This window comes from Methylobacterium sp. 10 (assembly GCF_000519085.1).
Taxonomy (GTDB): Bacteria; Pseudomonadota; Alphaproteobacteria; order Rhizobiales; family Beijerinckiaceae; genus Methylobacterium.
The window spans coordinates 4,024,507-4,040,837 of the sequence record NZ_KI912577.1 but is presented as its reverse complement, the minus strand read 5'-3'; the positions used below and the strand labels follow the sequence as shown (position 1 = coordinate 4,040,837).

Below are 16,331 nucleotides of genomic sequence, written 5' to 3'. Positions count from 1 at the left end.
CCTGAGAAGGGGATCGCGAGACACGCCCCCCCTTTAGCCCCGAGCCGTCGGAAAGACCTAGCGGCCGGCCGTTCCGGGAATGGCCTCTGCAGGAAGCACCTCCTCGCGCGACCGCTGCGGGCGCAGGGTCTCGGCCAGCAGTTCCACCTGCGTCACGAGACGCACGAGAGACTCGGCGCGGGGCAGGTCGGGATGGGCGGGCAGGGCCCCGCCATCCTCGGCGAGGCGGGCGAGGGTGGTGGTGATCCACAGGGTCCAGGCGCGGCACGCCTCCGCCTCGTCCCCGGCATCGACTGCGGGCTCTTCTGTCGGCTTGGGCTCGGCGGCAGGCTTGGGCTCGGCGGCAGGCTTGGGCTCGGCGGCAGGCTTGGGCTCGGCATGGCGCAGGGCCGAGAGGCGCGCACCGATCCGGCGCAGGGTCGCATCGGCGACCATGGCGGTCTCGACCTGGGGGTGGCGCCCGGCGCGGGGCTGCTGGAGGGCGCGGGAGAGGGCGGCCTCCAGGGTGTTGAGGGCGAGGCCGCTGGCCCGCGCCGCGGCTTCCGCTGCCCCGCTCCGTTCGGCCTCCACCCGGTTCGAGAGCACGGTGCGCGCGAAATCGGCATGGGCCTTCACGGCCTTCCTGAGTTCGAGGCGGACCTGATCGGGCTCCCAGACCGGCCAGAGCAGCAGGCTGCTCGCCACGGCGATGAGACCTCCGAGCAGGGTGAAGAGGGCGCGCATGCCGGCGACCTCCCAGGAGGCATGGCCGGGCTCCATCACCTCCACCAGCAGCACCACGAGGGGCGTCAGGCAGGCGATGAAGAAGGCGTAGCTCACCTGCCGGGCGGCGAAGCCAATGATGCTCAACGGAAAGATCAGCGCCGCGAGCGCCAGGGTCGTCGTGGCCACGCTGGCGAGGAGGGCGCCGAACAACCCGCCGAGCACCGTGCCGCCGATCCGTTCCAGCGCCCGCTGCCAGGTGGCGGCGTAGAAGGGCTGCATGGTCAGCACCACCGTGATGGTGAGCCAGTGGGTGAACGGCCCCGGCCAGAGCAGGGTGAGGCCGAGGACCGGGGCGGTGACGGTGCTGGCGCGGATCGCGTGCCGCAGGTTCGGCGAGGCGAGGGTGAAGTTCGCCTTCAAAGGGCCGAGCAGCCGCTGGCGCAGGGGCAGGCTGGCGCTCCCCAGCAGCGTCCCGCCGGGGCGATAGCCTTCCGGGGTCGAAAGCTTGGCCCCGATGCGGACGCGGTCGAGGATCCGCTCGGCCAGGGATTTGAGGGCTGGGTCGGACGAGAAGCCGCGTCCCGCCCGCGCGATCGAGCGCTCGATGCGCGGCAGGTCGAGGACGGTGTCGTCGCGGATCGCCCGCGCGACCACGAGGAGGAGCGGCCGCAGGCGGCGCAGCAGGCGTCGGGTCCGGACCTGACGGTTGGGGTTGCGGTCGGCCTCGATCCGGTCGGACAGGGCGATGAGGGCGGCGAAGATCTGCTCGGCGCTTTCCAGCCGGATCAGCGCCTGGGCGGTGCGGTCGGAGACGCGCTCGCGGCTGCGGGCGAGGTCGACGATGAGGCCGCGGGCGAGCTCGATCGCCTCGCGCACGCCGCGGCGATGGGCGCGGGCATGGTCGTCGAACCCCGCCGCGTCGGCCTCGTGCGAGGCTGCGAGGTCTTCGAGGTCGCCGCTGAGCAGGGCGAGCCGGCGCCAGACCTCGGCCACGGCCCTCTGGGTCGGGCGATAGGGGTTGAGCCGCCACAAAGCGAGGGCCAGCACCGTCGCCCACAGGCCGCCGGCCAGCACCATCGCTCCGGCGACGACGGCCTCGCCGCCGGTGAGGGGGCGGTCGAGGGCAAAGGCCAGGACGAGGACGAGGACATTGCCGGCGGTCTGCTCCTGCACGCCCCAGACCCGCGCATAGCTGCAGCAGAAGATGACGAGGGTGGCGAGCGGCACCACGATGGCCGGGCCATGGGGCTGGAGGAGCCCGAACAGGCTCCAGATCAGACTGCCGAGCACCGAGAACACGGCGAGCACCATCAGGCGGGAGCGCATCGGTCCGCCGATATCGGCAAAGCAGGTGAGGTTGGCCGCAAGCGCCATGATCAGGAGCGGGGGCCACGCCACGAACTCGTGGAGAAGGATGACGGTGCCGAAGGCGCAGGCCGCCCGGATGCCTTCGATGATGCTGAGCCCGCGCGGGTCGAGGGCGATCGGCAGGCGCGCGAGGTTCGATCCCGGCGTGGAGAGGGAACCCCGCCCCATGAGGAAGCCGGCCACGCGCCCGCGCCGGACGGCGTCGGAGACGGCGCCGCTCGCCTTGGCCCTTGGGTTCGGAGGGAGGGGCAACCGAGACGCTCCGCCGGGCGGCATGCCCGGTGTAAGGCGGTTTAAAGCCGATCGCCCCAGCGCAAAACCCATGACGTCGCCCCCGCCGGGCGGGCCGGCCCCCAGCGCATGGCGACCCGCCCGGCCGCGCTGGATTTCGTATGCATTTTCACCGGTCGGGGTTGGAAACAGTCCAGTCTGGCCGGCGCCTTGCATAGGAGGTCCGGACACCGGCAATTTTGCCGATCATCGGTCGACTGAGGAAAAGCACAACACGATGAGAGGCTTGGCACAAAATCTTCGCGTCGGACTCGTGGCCGCGGCGCTGGTCGCCGGCAGCCTGGCGCCATCCGCCTGGGCACAGGGAACGCTGCGGATCGGCATGACCGCGTCGGACATCCCGCTCACCACGGGACAGGCGGACAATGGCGGCGAGGGCATGCGCTTCACCGGCTACACGGTCTACGACGGGCTCATCAACTGGGACCTGTCGAGCGCGACCAAGCCCTCCGACCTGACCCCGGGCCTCGCCACTTCCTGGGAGGTGGATGCCGCCGACAAGACCAAGTGGATCTTCAAGCTGCGCCCCGGCGTCACCTTCCACGACGGGTCGGCCTTCACCGCCGAGTCGGTGGTGTGGAACTTCGACAAGCTCCTCAAGAACGACGCGCCGCAATTCGATCCGCGCCAATCGGCGCAGGGGCGGTCGCGCATCCCCGGCGTCGCCAGCTACCGCGTGGTCGATCCGATGACGGTGGAGATCACCACCAAGGCGCCGGACGCGACGCTGCCCTACCAGATCGCCTGGATCATGATGTCCTCGCCGGCGCAGTGGGAGAAGCTGGGCAAGAGCTGGGACGCTTTCGCCAAGACCCCGTCCGGGACCGGCCCCTGGAAGTTGACCCTGTTCGCCCCGCGCGAGCGCGCCGAGATGGCGCCCAACGCCGAGTATTGGGACAAGGCGCGGGTGCCCAAGCTCGATAAGCTGGTGTTGGTGCCCCTGCCGGAGGCCAATGCCCGCGTCGCGGCCCTGCGCTCGGGCCAGGTCGACTGGATCGAGGCCCCGCCGCCGGACGCCATCGCCTCCCTCAAGGGGGCCGGGTTCAACATCGTCACCAATGCCTATCCGCATAACTGGACCTGGCACCTGTCGCGGGCCGAGGGTTCGCCGTGGAACGACATCCGCGTGCGCAAGGCCGCCAACCTTGCTGTCGACCGCGAGGGCATGAAGGAGATGCTCAGCGGCCTGATGATCCCGGCGCAGGGCTTCATGCCGCCGGGCTCGGCCTGGTTCGGCTCGCCGACCTTCAAGCCGACCTACGACCCCGACGCGGCCAAGAAGCTCCTGGCCGAGGCCGGGTACGGCCCGAACAAGCCCATCGTCACGAAGATCCTCATCGCGCCCTCGGGCTCGGGCCAGATGCAGCCCCTGCCGATGAACGAGCTGATCCAGCAGAACCTCGCCGATATCGGGATCAAGGTGAATTTCGAAGTCGTCGAGTGGAACGCGCTCATCAACCTGTGGCGGGCCGGCTCGAAGGCCGACGTGTCGCGCGGCGCCACGGGGATGAACTTCTCCTACTTCATCCAGGACCCCTTCACCGGCTTCATCCGCCACCTCCAGTGCAATCTCGCGGCCCCCAACGGCACGAACTGGGGCCATTACTGCGACCCCGAGATGGACAAGCTGTTCGACCAGATCCGCACGACCTTCGATCCGGCCGAGCAGATCAAGGTGCTGCAGAAGGTCCACGAGAAATACGTCGACGAGGCGCTGTTCCTCATGGTCGCCCACGACACCAACCCCCGCGCCATGAGCCCAAAGGTGAAGGGCTTCGTCCAGGCCCAGAATTGGTATCAGGACTTCTCGCCCATCACGGTCGGTAAGTGAGACGCATCCTCCCTCCCCCTTGTGGGGAGGGACCGAGGGTGGGGGTGGCCCCGCCAACCTCCCCGGCAGGAGGGTCGCCCGACCACCCCCACCTACCACTCCTTCCCACAAGGGGGAGGAGAGCCGCCACACTCGATTGAGGTCCTCCGGATGCTCCCATGCTGAGCTTCATCCTCCAACGCCTCCTCACCGTCACCCCGGTGGCGCTCGGGGTGAGCATCGTCTGCTTCCTGCTGGTGCATCTGGCCCCCGGCGATCCCCTCAGCGCCATCCTGCCGGTGGACGCCACCCAGGAAACCATCGACGCCATGCGGATCGCATACGGCTACGACAAGCCGATGCCGGTCCAGTACGCCCTGTGGTTGTGGAAGGTGCTCCACGGCGATCTCGGCACGTCCATCGCCACCGGCAGGCCGGTGCTGAGCGAAGTCGGGCGCGCCGTCGTGAACAGCCTGATCCTGGCCTCCGTGGCGACCCTGATCGGCTTCACCTTCGGCTGCCTGTTCGGCTTCGTCGCCGGCTACTTCCGCGATTCCGCCCTCGACCGAGCGGCCTCCGCCATCTCGGTCTTCGGGGTGAGCGTGCCGCATTACTGGCTCGGCATGGTCCTGGTGATCGTGTTCTCGGCCCAGCTCGGCTGGCTGCCCTCCACCGGCGCCGGCCCCGACGGGTCGGGCAACTGGAAGCCGGACCTCGAGCACCTGCGCTACATCATCCTGCCCGCCATCACGATGTCGGTAATCCCGATGGGCGTCATCGCCCGCACCGTCCGGGCGCTGGTGGGCGACATCCTCTCGCAGGATTTCGTCGGCGCGCTCAGGGCCAAAGGCCTCTCCGAGTTCGGCGTGTTCAAGCACGTCGTGAAGAACGCCGCCCCCACCGCTCTCGCGATCATGGGATTGCAGCTCGGCTACCTGCTCGGCGGCTCGATCCTGATCGAGACGGTGTTCGCCTGGCCCGGCACCGGATTCCTCCTCAACGCCGCGATCTTCCAGCGCGACCTGCCGCTGCTGCAGGGGGCCATCCTCGTGCTGGCGATGTTCTTCGTCGCCCTCAACCTCATCGTCGACGTCGTGCAGACGGCGCTCGACCCGCGCATCGAGAGGGGCTGATGGCACTCGGGACCAGTCCGGCCGTATCGGCCATCGACATCGCCGGGGGGGCGCCGCCGCTCACCTCGACGCCGGAGGCCTTCATCGCCTCGCGCGGCTTCTGGGGCAACGTGCTGGCCAAGCTCCTGCGCGATCCGGTGGCGATGACCGCGGCCTTCGTGATCCTCGCCATCGTCGCCATCGCGCTGCTGTCGCCGTGGATCACGCCCATGGACCCGTATCGCGGCTCGATGGTGCGGCGGCTCAAGCCCGTGGGCGACGCCACCTACCTTCTCGGCTCGGACGAGCTCGGGCGCGACATGCTGAGCCGCCTGATGGTGGGCGGGCGCCTCTCCCTGTTCATCGGCGTCACGCCGGTGATCCTCGCCTTCCTCCTCGGCTCCAGCATCGGCATCCTCGCCGGCTACGTGGGCGGCTGGCTCAATACCGTGCTCATGCGCACCGTCGACGTGTTCTTCGCCTTCCCCTCGGTGCTTCTGGCCATCGCGCTCTCGGGCGCGCTGGGGGCGGGCGTGTTCAACTCCATCGTCTCGCTGACCTGCGTGTTCACGCCCCAGATTGCTCGGGTGGCCGAGAGCGTGACGACGCAGATCCGCTCACGCGACTATGTCGACGCCGCCCGCTTGTCCGGCGCCTCGACGCTGACGATCCTGCGCGCGCAGGTGCTCGGCAACGTGCTCGGACCGATCTTCGTCTATTCCACCAGCCTCATCAGCGTGTCGATGATCCTGGCCTCGGGCCTCTCCTTCCTCGGCCTCGGCGTGAAGCCGCCGGAGCCGGAATGGGGCCTGATGCTCAACACCCTGCGTACCGCGATCTACGTGAACCCCATGGTCGCGGCACTTCCGGGCCTTGCCATCTTCATCGTCTCGATCTCGTTCAACCTGTTCTCGGACGGCCTGCGTTCGGCAATGGAAGTGAAGTCATGAGCACGCCCATCGCGTCGAGCCCGACCTCCTCCCGCGACCGGGGCGGGCCGGGCCAGCCGCTCCTCACCGTCGAGGGGCTGGTGAAGCACTTTCCGGTCAAGAAGGGGATCGGCGGCAAAAAGGCCGTCGTGCGCGCTGTGGACGGCGTCGATTTCGACATCAAGAAGGGCGAGACCCTGGGGGTCGTCGGCGAATCCGGCTGCGGCAAGTCCAGCACCGCCCGTCTCATCATGGGCCTGACCCAGCACGACAAGGGCGAGATGCTGTTCGACGGCGAGCGCATCGGCAGTCGGGCACTGCCCCTGCGCGAGTTCCGCGCCCAGGCTCAGATGGTGTTCCAGGACAGCTACTCGTCGCTCAACCCGCGCATGACCATCGAGGGGTCCATCGCCTTCGGACCACGGGTCCACGGCGTGCCCAGGCGCCAGGCCATCGAGCGGGCGCGCAGCCTGCTTGCGCGCGTCGGCCTGGAACCGGCGCGTTTCGCCGCCCGCTATCCGCACGAGCTCTCCGGCGGCCAGCGCCAGCGCGTGAACATCGCCCGCGCCCTGGCGCTGGAGCCGCGCCTCGTGGTCCTCGACGAGGCTGTCTCGGCCCTCGACAAATCCGTGGAGGCGCAGGTGCTCAACCTGCTGATGGACCTCAAGCAGGAATTCGACCTCACCTATCTGTTCATCAGCCACGACCTCAACGTCGTCCGCTTCATCTGCGACCGGGTGGCGGTGATGTATCTCGGGCAAGTGGTGGAGATCGGCCCGGCCGACACCGTGCTGGCCGACCCCGCCCATCCCTATACCAGGGCGCTCCTGTCCTCGATGCCCTCCATGGACCCCGATAACCGCACCACCGTGGCGCCCCTCGCCGGAGACCCGCCCAACCCCATCGACCCGCCGCCGGGCTGCCGCTTCAACCCGCGCTGCAGCCTCGTGGAGGATATCTGCAGGAGCCATGTTCCGCCCCTCGCTCCGGTCGACCCCATCCACCGCGTCGCCTGCCTCGCCCGCCAGCCTGGCTCCGGCCATTCGGCGGCGCCGTCCGCGGAGGCGGTCGCAGCATGAACGAGCCCAGGACGAAGACCCCGGCCGGCCCCGCCGTCGCCATCCAAGGGCTGAAGGTCACCTTCGGCGGCAGGGTCCGCGCCGTGGATGGGGTCGATCTCACCCTCGGCCGGGGCCAGGCCATCGCCCTCATCGGGGAGTCGGGCTCGGGCAAGAGCGTGACCCTGCGCGCGATCATGCGCCTCAACCCCGAGCGCAAGTCGACGATCGAGGGCCGCATCCTCGTCTCCGGCCGCGACGTGATGGCCATGGGCAGGCGCGAGCTGACGGCGCTACGCGGCCGCGAAGTGGCGATGATCTTCCAGGAGCCGCTGCTCGCCCTCGACCCGGTCTATACGGTGGGCCGCCAGATCATCGAGGCGATCCGCCAGCACGAGGGGATCGGCGCGGCCGAGGCGCGCGCCCGCGCGCTGCAGCAATTCGAACGGGTCCGCATCCCGAGCCCGGAGCGGCGCCTCGACGCCTATCCGCACGAGATGTCGGGGGGCATGCGCCAGCGCGCGATGATCGCCCTCGCCCTCGCCTGCAACCCGAAGGTCCTGCTCGCCGACGAACCCACCACGGCCCTCGACGCCACGGTGCAAATCCAGATCCTGCTGCTCCTGCGCGACCTGCAAACCGAACTCGGGCTCTCCACCCTCTTCGTCACCCACGATCTCGGTGCCGCCGTCGAGGTCGCCGACCGGATCGCGGTGATGTATGCCGGCCGCATCGTCGAGGAGGGCTCCGCCCGGCAGGTGGTGCTGAACCCGCATCATCCCTACACGATCGGCCTTCTGCGCAGCCGCGCCGACGGGGCGCTCGCCAAGGGCTCCCGGCTGCAGACCATTCCGGGAAGCCCGCCCGACCTCGCCAACCGCCCGCCGGGCTGCCCCTTCGCGCCACGCTGCTTCCTCGCCGAGGATCGCTGCCGCGCGGGCGACCCGCCGGTGGTCGATGCCGGACCGGGGCATCGCGCCGCCTGCTGGAAGACCGACGAGGCGGCGCGCAGCTTCCAGGCTCAGCGGGCGGAGTTGTCTGACGCATAGCTCTCCCTAGGCCGAGAGCGGAAGAACCGACCCCATTCCCAAGAAGACCGAACCGAGACAACGGACACACAAATGAGCACGACCCACAATCTCCGCGTCGACGGCGCGCGCCTGTGGTCCACGATCATGGAGACCGCCCGGTTCGGCGCCACCCCGGCCGGCGGAATCAACCGGCTGACCCTTTCGGAGGAGGATGGTCAGGTCCGGGACTGGTTCCGGGTTGCCTGCGAGGCGGCGGGGCTGGAGGTGCGCGTCGATGCGCTGGGTACCCAGTTCGCTCTGCGGCGCGGGCGCGACATGACGCGCTTGCCCGTCGCCTGCGGATCGCATCTCGACACGCAGCCCACGGGGGGCAAGTTCGATGGCATCCTCGGCACCCTGGCGGGGCTGGAGGTCATGCGCGCCCTCAACGATGCCGGCATCGAGACCGAGGCGCCCCTGCTTCTGGTCAACTGGACCAACGAGGAAGGCTCGCGCTACGCCCCCGCCATGATGGCGTCTGCCGCCTATGCCGGAGAGTTCACGGTGGAGGACATCCATTCCCGGCGCGATGCCGCCGGCATCGCGGTGAAGCAGGCACTGGAGGCCATCGGCTATCTCGGGGACGAGCCGGTGGGCGAGCGCAGGATCGGCGCTTTCGTAGAGCTGCATATCGAGCAGGGGCCGATCCTGGAGGCCGAGGAGACCACCATCGGCGTGGTCGAAGGCGGGCAGGGGATCGCCTGGTTCGACGGCGTGGTGACGGGTTTCGAGAGCCATGCCGGCACGACGCCGATGCCGCGCCGGCGCGACGCCCTCAACGGCCTCGCCGAGATCGCGTTGGCCGTCGAGCGGATCGCCCATGCCCACGGCCCCACGGCGGTGGCGACGATCGGCGAGGCGGTGATCGGCGCGCCGTCGCGCAACGTCATCCCCGGCCGCATCCGCTTCACCCTCGATGTGCGCGACCCGAAAGCCGCGACCCTCGACGCGGTCGAGGGCGAACTCCGGGAGGAACTTGGCGCCATCGCCGGCCGGCGCGGACTCGAGATCGAGCTGACCCGGATCTGGCGCAAGGAGCCGGTGCCCTTCGATGCCGGGGTCGTGGGTGCCGTCGAGGCGGCGACCAGGGGATTGGGCCTCAGCCATCGCCGCATGGTCTCGGGCGCCGGCCACGATGCCTGCAACATCGCCGCGCTCGCCCCGACGGCCATGATTTTCGTGCCCTGCCGCGACGGGATCAGCCACAATGAGGCGGAATCGGCGACGCAGGGCGATTGCACCGCCGGCGCCGATGTCCTGCTCCAGACCCTCCTCATCCTCGCCAGCGCACCTGTTCGGGCCGGCTGAGCGGGACGCCATGTCGGCTGGGCGACGCCGACCCCGCACCGCTCCGGCCGTTTCACCGCGAGACCGCCACGACGCCCCCGTCGGTTCCCGTCATCGGCACGTGACCTGCGAGCAGGATCCCGCAGGAGGGCCAAGGCATTCACATCGTTCGCGAGATGCGCGGCCCTCCTTCCTAGCAGCTCTCGGGCATGCCCGAGATCCGTCGCGCTCGTGGGGAGGAGTTGGAGGTCGGATTGGCGGGGGGAAGAGGCATGACGTCGCCCATCCGTGGAGTGGCGACGGGCCCCGAAAAGGCAACCGCTGAAATCGCTCTCGATTCGCCACGCGGCGGGTTGTGCGACAAGAGGAAAACACGCAACGACATAGTGTTTTGGAACATCCTGGCATAAAATCGTTCATGTTGGGCGGCACGTGAGCCAAGGAGAAAGAACCATGCCGCCACGGTTGCCGATGGATCCATCCGGACGGTCGGATGGCGCATCGCGCCGGTTGCCCTCCCGCCGCCTTCTGAAGCTCATGGAACACGCCACGGATGTCGGCTTTTGGTCGGCGGACCTCGAAGAACTCGACATCTACGGATCGATCGGCCTCCATCGGGTTCTCGGTCTCTCCCCCTCGGTCGCCCTGAGCTTCGGCGTCGTGGAGGCCATGATGCATCCCGACGACCGTGCCGCGCATACGGATATGCTGACCCTGCTGCGCGAGGGCCAGCCGCTCAGGCGCGAGTTCCGCATCATCCGGCCGGATCAGACGCTGCGCTGGATCGCCAGCCATGCCGAAGTGGTGCTCGGCCCCGGCAACCGCCCAAGCCAGGCGATCGGCGTCGTCGAGGACGTGACCGACCGCTACGATGCGAAGCATTCCACCAAACAGGGCCCCGATCGCTTCAAGGCCCTGCTCTCGGCCACAGCTGCGGTGGTCTGGATCGTCAGCCCCGATGGGAAGTCGATCGACATGCCCCTCTGGGAAGCGCTCACCGGGCAGCGCCACGAGCAGTTCCAGGGCCTGGGCTGGATCGACGTCCTGCATTCCGACGACAGGGAACGCACGAACTTCGCCTGGCGCACGGCCCTCAGCCACGACACGGCCTACAACACCGACTACAGAATCCTCTGCGCCGATGGGGTCTATCGCTGGTTCAACGCCCGTGGTGTGCCGATCATGAACCGGGACGGTTCGGTGAAGGAATGGGTCGGCGTGTGCCTGAGCGTCCCCGGACAGAGCCGCTTTCAGGCGGCCTCGTCGAGCACGGACGCCCGCGGACCCGCGACCGATATCGGCCGCGGCGGCGGGGACCTCACATCGGCACAGGTCCGGGCGGCGCGCGGGATGACCGGCCTATCGAAGGACGAGCTGGCACGGCGGGCGAGCGTATCGGTCTCGACCATCGTGCGGATCGAAGATCCGGACGCGACCATCCGTCCGCGGCGCGACACGGTGCAGGCGGTGCGCCAGGTTCTCGAACAGGCGGGCGTCGTCTTCACCTTCGATCCGGGACACAAGCCCGGCGTGCGGGAGGCGTGAGGCCGCCTCCGCTCAGGCGCTCGCGTCGCTGATAGCGGGCTGCTTGAACCGCTCCTTCATCCGCTTGCCGAGGTCCGCCTTGCGCGCATTCAGGGTAAGACGGATCGCGCGGTCGATCTCGGCCGGGGAGACCTCGTTGATCTGGCCCGCCAATGCCATCAGGCGCTCGTCGTCGGAGAAGGTCAGTTCGCAGCGGTAGAGCAGCATCAGCACGCGTCCGTTCCGGGGATCGACCTGAAGCGCCCGTGACAAGACCTGAGCCCCCTCGCCGGCGGCGCCATAGCGGAACAGTCGATCACCCGCCTCCAGCACCAGGCCGAGATCCGCGCCGGCCACATGGGCGACGGCACGCCACGCCGCGAGGATGGATTCCTCGTCGCCCGTGGGCTCGAGCGCCTTGGCGGCCAGCCGGCGAATTCGGCCCTGACCGTTGGTCATCAGCGCGGAGACGTAATAGCTGAGGCGCTCCTCGCTCTTTTCCTCCTCCGCGAGACGACCCAGGGTCTTCCAGGGATCCTCCAGCTCGGCATCCGCCTGGCACGCGCGCAGGATCAGTTCCCCGCCGCGCTCGCGGTCTCCCTTGATGAGGGCGATCTCACCGAGAAGCCAGATGCCGGTGGCGCCGTCCGCCTCCCGCTGGATCTCGGCCTCGGCGATGTCGGCCAGGGCGGCGACATCCTGCTGTTTCAGGGCGCGCCGGATCCGAACCGGAAGAGCTTCCTCGGCCGCGGAATCGAGGAGGGCGGGTGAGCCGCCATCCTCGATCGCCTTCACCTCCGGACGACGCGCGCGCTGGGCGAGGCGCACGGCCCGTTCGGCCTCCTCCGGGTAAAGCCGCACGATGAGAGCCGCCAACTCGGCCAACCGCTCGTTGTCGGAGAACAGCAGCTCGCTGCGGTAGAGCATCACCAGGAGGCGGCCATTGGTCGGATCGGCCGCATAGGCGGCCTCGAAGATCCGCGCCGAATCCTCCCCCGCACCCGCGCGGAGCAGACGGTCGCCGGCCTCGATCAGGACGCCCACATCCGTCCGGGCCGCGGCCGCGACCCGGCGCCATGCCTCGACGGCCGCCTCATCGGTGCCGGTCTGCTCGATGATCTTGGCGGCCATGCGCATGATCCGGCCCTGGCCGTTGGTGATCAGCACGGAGGCCAGGAGCTTGAGCCTCTCCTCGTCCTGCTCGTCCTCGGCGACGCGCGCCAGCGCTTTCCACGGCTCCTCGAAGGAGGGGTTGGCCTGACAGGCGCGTATGATCAGGTCGATGCCGCGTCGACGGTCACCCCGCGACAGGGCGAGTTCCCCATACAGCCAGATCGCCGTTGGGCTATCGGGATCGTCCTGCATCTCGGACGTGGCGATGGCGGCCACCATCGGCCAATCCTCGAGCTTCAGGGCGCGACGGATCCGTGCCAGCAAGGTCTCGGTGGCATCGACGTCGGGCTTGTTGAGGTCGACCAGCCTCATGTATTCGTGGATGGCCCGCTGGGCATTGGAATAGAGGGCGATCTTGTCGGCCTGGACCACGCCGACGACGTCGCAGAACTCCCGCACCAGGGCGATGTTCGACGAAATGACGATGAAGCCGCTCGTGGCCGAGCGTTGCTTGATCACGCTGGTGAAACGGTCGGTGAACTCGGCCGTCGGTGGAAGGATGTCACCGTCGACGAAGTAAGTCTCGTAGGGCAACCCGTAGGACAGGGCGTACCGAAACGCCACGGCGATATCGGCGGGTACGTGCTTGTAGGGCACGTCCATGAAGGCATCGATGTTGGCCACGAACGCGACGAACTTGATCAGGCTCGCCGGCTCGATGCGGTGCATCTTGGCCGCGAACACGCAGTTGCGTCTCAGAGTATGGAGCGCGACGATGCCGGCCATGCGGCCGACGGGGCTGGATATGTCCGCCTCGCGCCGCACCTTGCCGATGGCGGGCTGCCGTACCCCCATGATGAGGTCGCTGAAAGCACGGCGCTCGATCTTCGAGGCGCAGAGGATGCCGACGCGACGGTTCGTAGGGATGACCCCGGTGAGGCCGCACAGGACCGCATGCGACCGCGACTGGAGCGACCGGACCCAGACGTTCTCCAAGATCAGCATGAACCATCTCGCCCGGAGACCGGTGGACAGCCCCTCACTGCACGTCTTCCCGGTCGAACGCCCAATCCCGATCTCCCAGCCCGAAATCTAATGCCGCGTCACGCGAGGACGCAACAGCCCGCATCGATAAATCGCGCCTCGAGAACGGCTTAGAGTGCCTCACAGAACTCCTGGCCACGGTCGGTTTTCAATCCGAGCACGACGGCGCAGCGGGAGTTCTGTCAGCGACACTCAGTCGAACGCATCGACCCGGCGGATCGAGCCCGGCCCCCACGCCGGTGGCGGGTGTCTCTCATGAACGAAGCCCTTGCTGCAACGACGTGGCCGGAATGAGGGCGTCCAATCGTCGGGGCACCTCCAACAATCGCGTGATCCGCCGCCGGACAGGGACCCCGTCATCCCATCCGGGACCCGTCGCCGGCATCCTCCGCTCGGACGGGAACCCCCGCATCGCCGGTCCATTCGTCGAGACAATCGAGGAAGGCCGGGGCATCCACGGACCAACTGTCCATGGCACCGAGGTGAGGTTCCAGCCAGCCCCGATAGCGATGCCCCATCACGAGGCTGAGCCGGGCATAGTTCAGACGCAGGAAGTAGGTCCCGTCCTGGACCGGCACAATCTCGGTGATGTGGGTTCCGGGCTCCGAGAAGACGAGATGCGCCAACCCCGCCCCGTGAGGAGCGACGATGCGCTTCGCCGATGAGACGACGAAGACCTGCTGCCAGAGGGGCATGGTCCCGAGGGCGACGCCTGCATAGCCCCTCGCCGTGATCTGCGCCTCGAGTTCGGCCTCGTTCCTCATGACCCGCCGGCTCGAATCGCGGCGGGAAATGTAGATCGCATCGCCAGAGCTCACCTTCTCCTGCGCGGCGATGGCCCGGGCGGCCTGCTTCACCCGCTCGATGACGGGTGCCACCTGGTCCCAATAGCTGAATCCCTGCATGCCGCTGCGGGCGATCAGCAGGCGCTGGACGAAGACCGCGTCGCCGACATCCACCACCGTCTGGGCCAGGCCGGCCAGACGCAGGGTATCCTTCTCGAAGGAGGGGGCCTCGTCGCTGAGGAGGATCGCCGCATCCGGCGCCCCGTCCTCCAGCATCCAGGCGAAGAGCGGCAGGCGATCCACCAGCCAGTGATAGATGCCGCGCGTGCTCTTGATGGCGAAGAAGCCCGTCGCGATGCCGGGCGCCTCCGTGCGCGACAGGCGGGAGATGGGCGTTCCCTTCGAGACGATGACGCTGCCGTCCTCCTTCCAGATCTGGCCGTTCCGGTCCACGAACACCTCCCGGTGCTCGATGATTTCGGGCGGCTTCGCCCGGGTGGCCTTATTTCGAAAGCTCTCGATGTCAGCGGCGACCTTGACGGCATGACGCGGCGGGGTGCGCTCGCTCGACCGGATCTCGACGGTCCCTTGAGCTCGCTTTCCGGAGCCGGAGAACGGAAAGCGAATCGTTGTGGCCGCGGCCTTGACGACGCCCGCCGCGGCGGCCGGCCCGGCGAGGACGGCCTTCGCCATGGCCGCCTTGATTTCCGACCGGAGGGCGGCATCCTTGGTATGGGGGAGGAACGATTTCGCCTGATGGGCGAATCTCGCCTGAGCCATCACCGCGGCATCGACGGTGAAGACCGCCCATGCGGCAGCCGCTTCTCCGAGCATCAGGAACCTCTGGCTCACCGCGTATCGATCCCGCGGCGACCATCGCGCGCTCAGGCACTGGCTTTCGGCCCAGGCCAGCGCCTCGACGTCGCGCATCTCGCCGGCGGCGCGGATGAACATGCCCATCATCGACGGGCTCTTCTTGAGCCGCTCGCCATCACGAGCCCGCGTCAGGATCGTCGGCCAATCGCCTCGCTCGAAGGCCGATTCGAAATCCCGGTACTTGAATCCCGTCCCCCGGAAGACGGCCCAACGCCAGATGCGCCTCAGAAGACGACGGCCGGTTTCCATGACGGGCTGAAACATCGTGATAGGTCATGTCCTTCGTCGCTTACAATGACATCGCCCCTTCATGGAGGAGATGGGAAAAACCAATCCCTCGTCAGTGGGGTTTGTCGCGCGCACGGGCCGATGGGGCTCCGATGTGCCGGTATCGGGAGGTTTGTCATCCACAGATGACACAAAGGCGGGCGACTGCCCTGCAACAGGGCACCTTCGCATCTGCAAAAGCGTGTGATAGTTCCACAACGCTGACGCAACTAGGAGGTTTACGCATGTTCAACCGGTCAAAGCTCCCCCTTTTCCTTGCCATCGCCGCCCTGGCCGTGCCCTTCGCCGTCGCCACCCCGGCTTCCGCCAAGGGCAACAAGATCATTTCGATGATCGACACCGACAATGACGGCACGATCGACCTGAAGGAAGTCCAGGCCGTCGCGAGCGCCAAGTTCGACGCCCTCGAAGGTGACAAGGACGGCACCCTCGACGCCAAGGAGCTCAAGGGTCGTGGCGGCAAGAAGGTGATCGCGGAAGCCGATCCGGACAAGGACGGCACCCTCGACAAGAAAGAGTACCTCGCCCTGGTCGAGTCCCGCTTCAAGGCGGCCGATCCGGACAACGACGGCACCCTCGATGCCGCCGAGCTGAAGACCCCGGCCGGCAAGGCCCTGGTCAAGCTGATCAAGTAAGCCGGCAGGGACCGCCCTCGCCGCGAGCGGGCCGGAACACGGTTTCGAACAAAAACAGACCCCATGCGCCGGCCGGCGCGTGGGGTTTTTTGTCGTGTCAGCGCGAGCGGGGGAGCCCGAGACGCTCGTAGGCCCGTGCGGCCAGCGAATCACTGCGCGGCGTCAACCAGCGACGGGCGATTTGGGTAGCCGGCATTCTCAAAAAAGAAAGAGATTCGGCGCTAGAAGCGGCGAACTTCACCTCGAACCACGCCAAAAGACGCCAGATTCTGTGCGCTGCAGCACGTTGATGCGTGGAGACTTGTTTAAGGGCGAAGGATCCCTAGATACAGTAACATCATGACAGCGTCGTATCGTGGCTTCCCATGAAGTCGCGGGGCGGATCGGAAGCAGCAGGGGCACGGTCGTGCCTCGGGGCCGAAGGACCGTTCATACG

General features: G+C 68.1%; 11 protein-coding genes. 8 read left to right on the top strand and 3 right to left on the bottom strand.

Annotated features, from left to right (window positions below; translation table 11 throughout):
- Positions 1–57: 57 nt before the first annotated feature.
- Complete coding sequence (locus tag K368_RS0119040) at positions 58–2,325, bottom strand: FUSC family protein (RefSeq protein ID WP_027173725.1); 2,268 nt, start codon at positions 2,323–2,325, stop codon at positions 58–60.
- Positions 2,326–2,581: 256 nt separating this feature from the next.
- Here K368_RS0119040 and K368_RS0119035 point away from each other — a divergent pair, with 256 nt between their 5' ends.
- The 7 genes from K368_RS0119035 (at position 2,582) to K368_RS0119005 (ending at position 11,175) form a co-directional block, all read left to right on the top strand.
- On the top strand, positions 2,582–4,195 hold the full coding sequence (locus tag K368_RS0119035) for an ABC transporter substrate-binding protein (RefSeq protein WP_027173724.1): 1,614 nt from the start codon (positions 2,582–2,584) through the stop codon (positions 4,193–4,195).
- A gap of 158 nt (positions 4,196–4,353) precedes the next feature.
- Positions 4,354–5,307, top strand: coding sequence for an ABC transporter permease (locus tag K368_RS0119030; RefSeq protein WP_027173723.1), 954 nt, complete (start codon positions 4,354–4,356; stop codon positions 5,305–5,307).
- Positions 5,307–6,236, top strand: coding sequence for an ABC transporter permease (locus K368_RS0119025; protein WP_027173722.1), 930 nt, complete (start codon positions 5,307–5,309; stop codon positions 6,234–6,236). Before K368_RS0119030 ends, K368_RS0119025 begins: the two co-directional genes overlap by 1 nt.
- Positions 6,233–7,294 (top strand): ABC transporter ATP-binding protein, encoded by a 1,062-nt coding sequence (locus tag K368_RS0119020; protein WP_027173721.1) that lies wholly within the window; start codon positions 6,233–6,235, stop codon positions 7,292–7,294. Before K368_RS0119025 ends, K368_RS0119020 begins: the two co-directional genes overlap by 4 nt.
- On the top strand, positions 7,291–8,322 hold the full coding sequence (locus tag K368_RS0119015) for an ABC transporter ATP-binding protein (protein WP_027173720.1): 1,032 nt from the start codon (positions 7,291–7,293) through the stop codon (positions 8,320–8,322). The genes K368_RS0119020 and K368_RS0119015 overlap by 4 nt, the downstream gene beginning before the upstream one ends.
- A 72-nt stretch (positions 8,323–8,394) precedes the next feature.
- On the top strand, positions 8,395–9,651 hold the full coding sequence (locus K368_RS0119010; protein WP_027173719.1) for a Zn-dependent hydrolase: 1,257 nt from the start codon (positions 8,395–8,397) through the stop codon (positions 9,649–9,651).
- A 432-nt stretch (positions 9,652–10,083) separates the two neighbouring features.
- Entirely contained in the window at positions 10,084–11,175 is a 1,092-nt protein-coding gene (locus tag K368_RS0119005; protein ID WP_245259616.1) for a PAS domain-containing protein, read from the top strand.
- Between the two features lie 12 nt (positions 11,176–11,187).
- On the opposite strand, the gene K368_RS0119000 is transcribed toward K368_RS0119005, so the two are convergent.
- Both K368_RS0119000 and K368_RS0118995 read right to left on the bottom strand, forming a co-directional pair.
- A complete protein-coding gene (locus K368_RS0119000) occupies positions 11,188–13,272 on the bottom strand; it encodes a hypothetical protein (protein ID WP_027173717.1) in 2,085 nt (694 codons plus the stop codon).
- 395 nt (positions 13,273–13,667) lie between these two features.
- The gene (locus tag K368_RS0118995; RefSeq protein ID WP_027173716.1) at positions 13,668–15,236 is read right to left on the bottom strand and encodes a glycosyltransferase family 61 protein; all 1,569 of its coding nucleotides are present in this window, start codon (positions 15,234–15,236) and stop codon (positions 13,668–13,670) included.
- A gap of 248 nt (positions 15,237–15,484) precedes the next feature.
- On the opposite strand from K368_RS0118995, the gene K368_RS0118990 reads away from it, so the two are divergent.
- Positions 15,485–15,895 carry a histidine kinase gene (locus K368_RS0118990; protein WP_027173715.1) on the top strand — a complete coding sequence of 137 codons (411 nt, stop codon included), beginning with the start codon at positions 15,485–15,487 and terminating at the stop codon, positions 15,893–15,895.
- Positions 15,896–16,331: the final 436 nt, after the last annotated feature.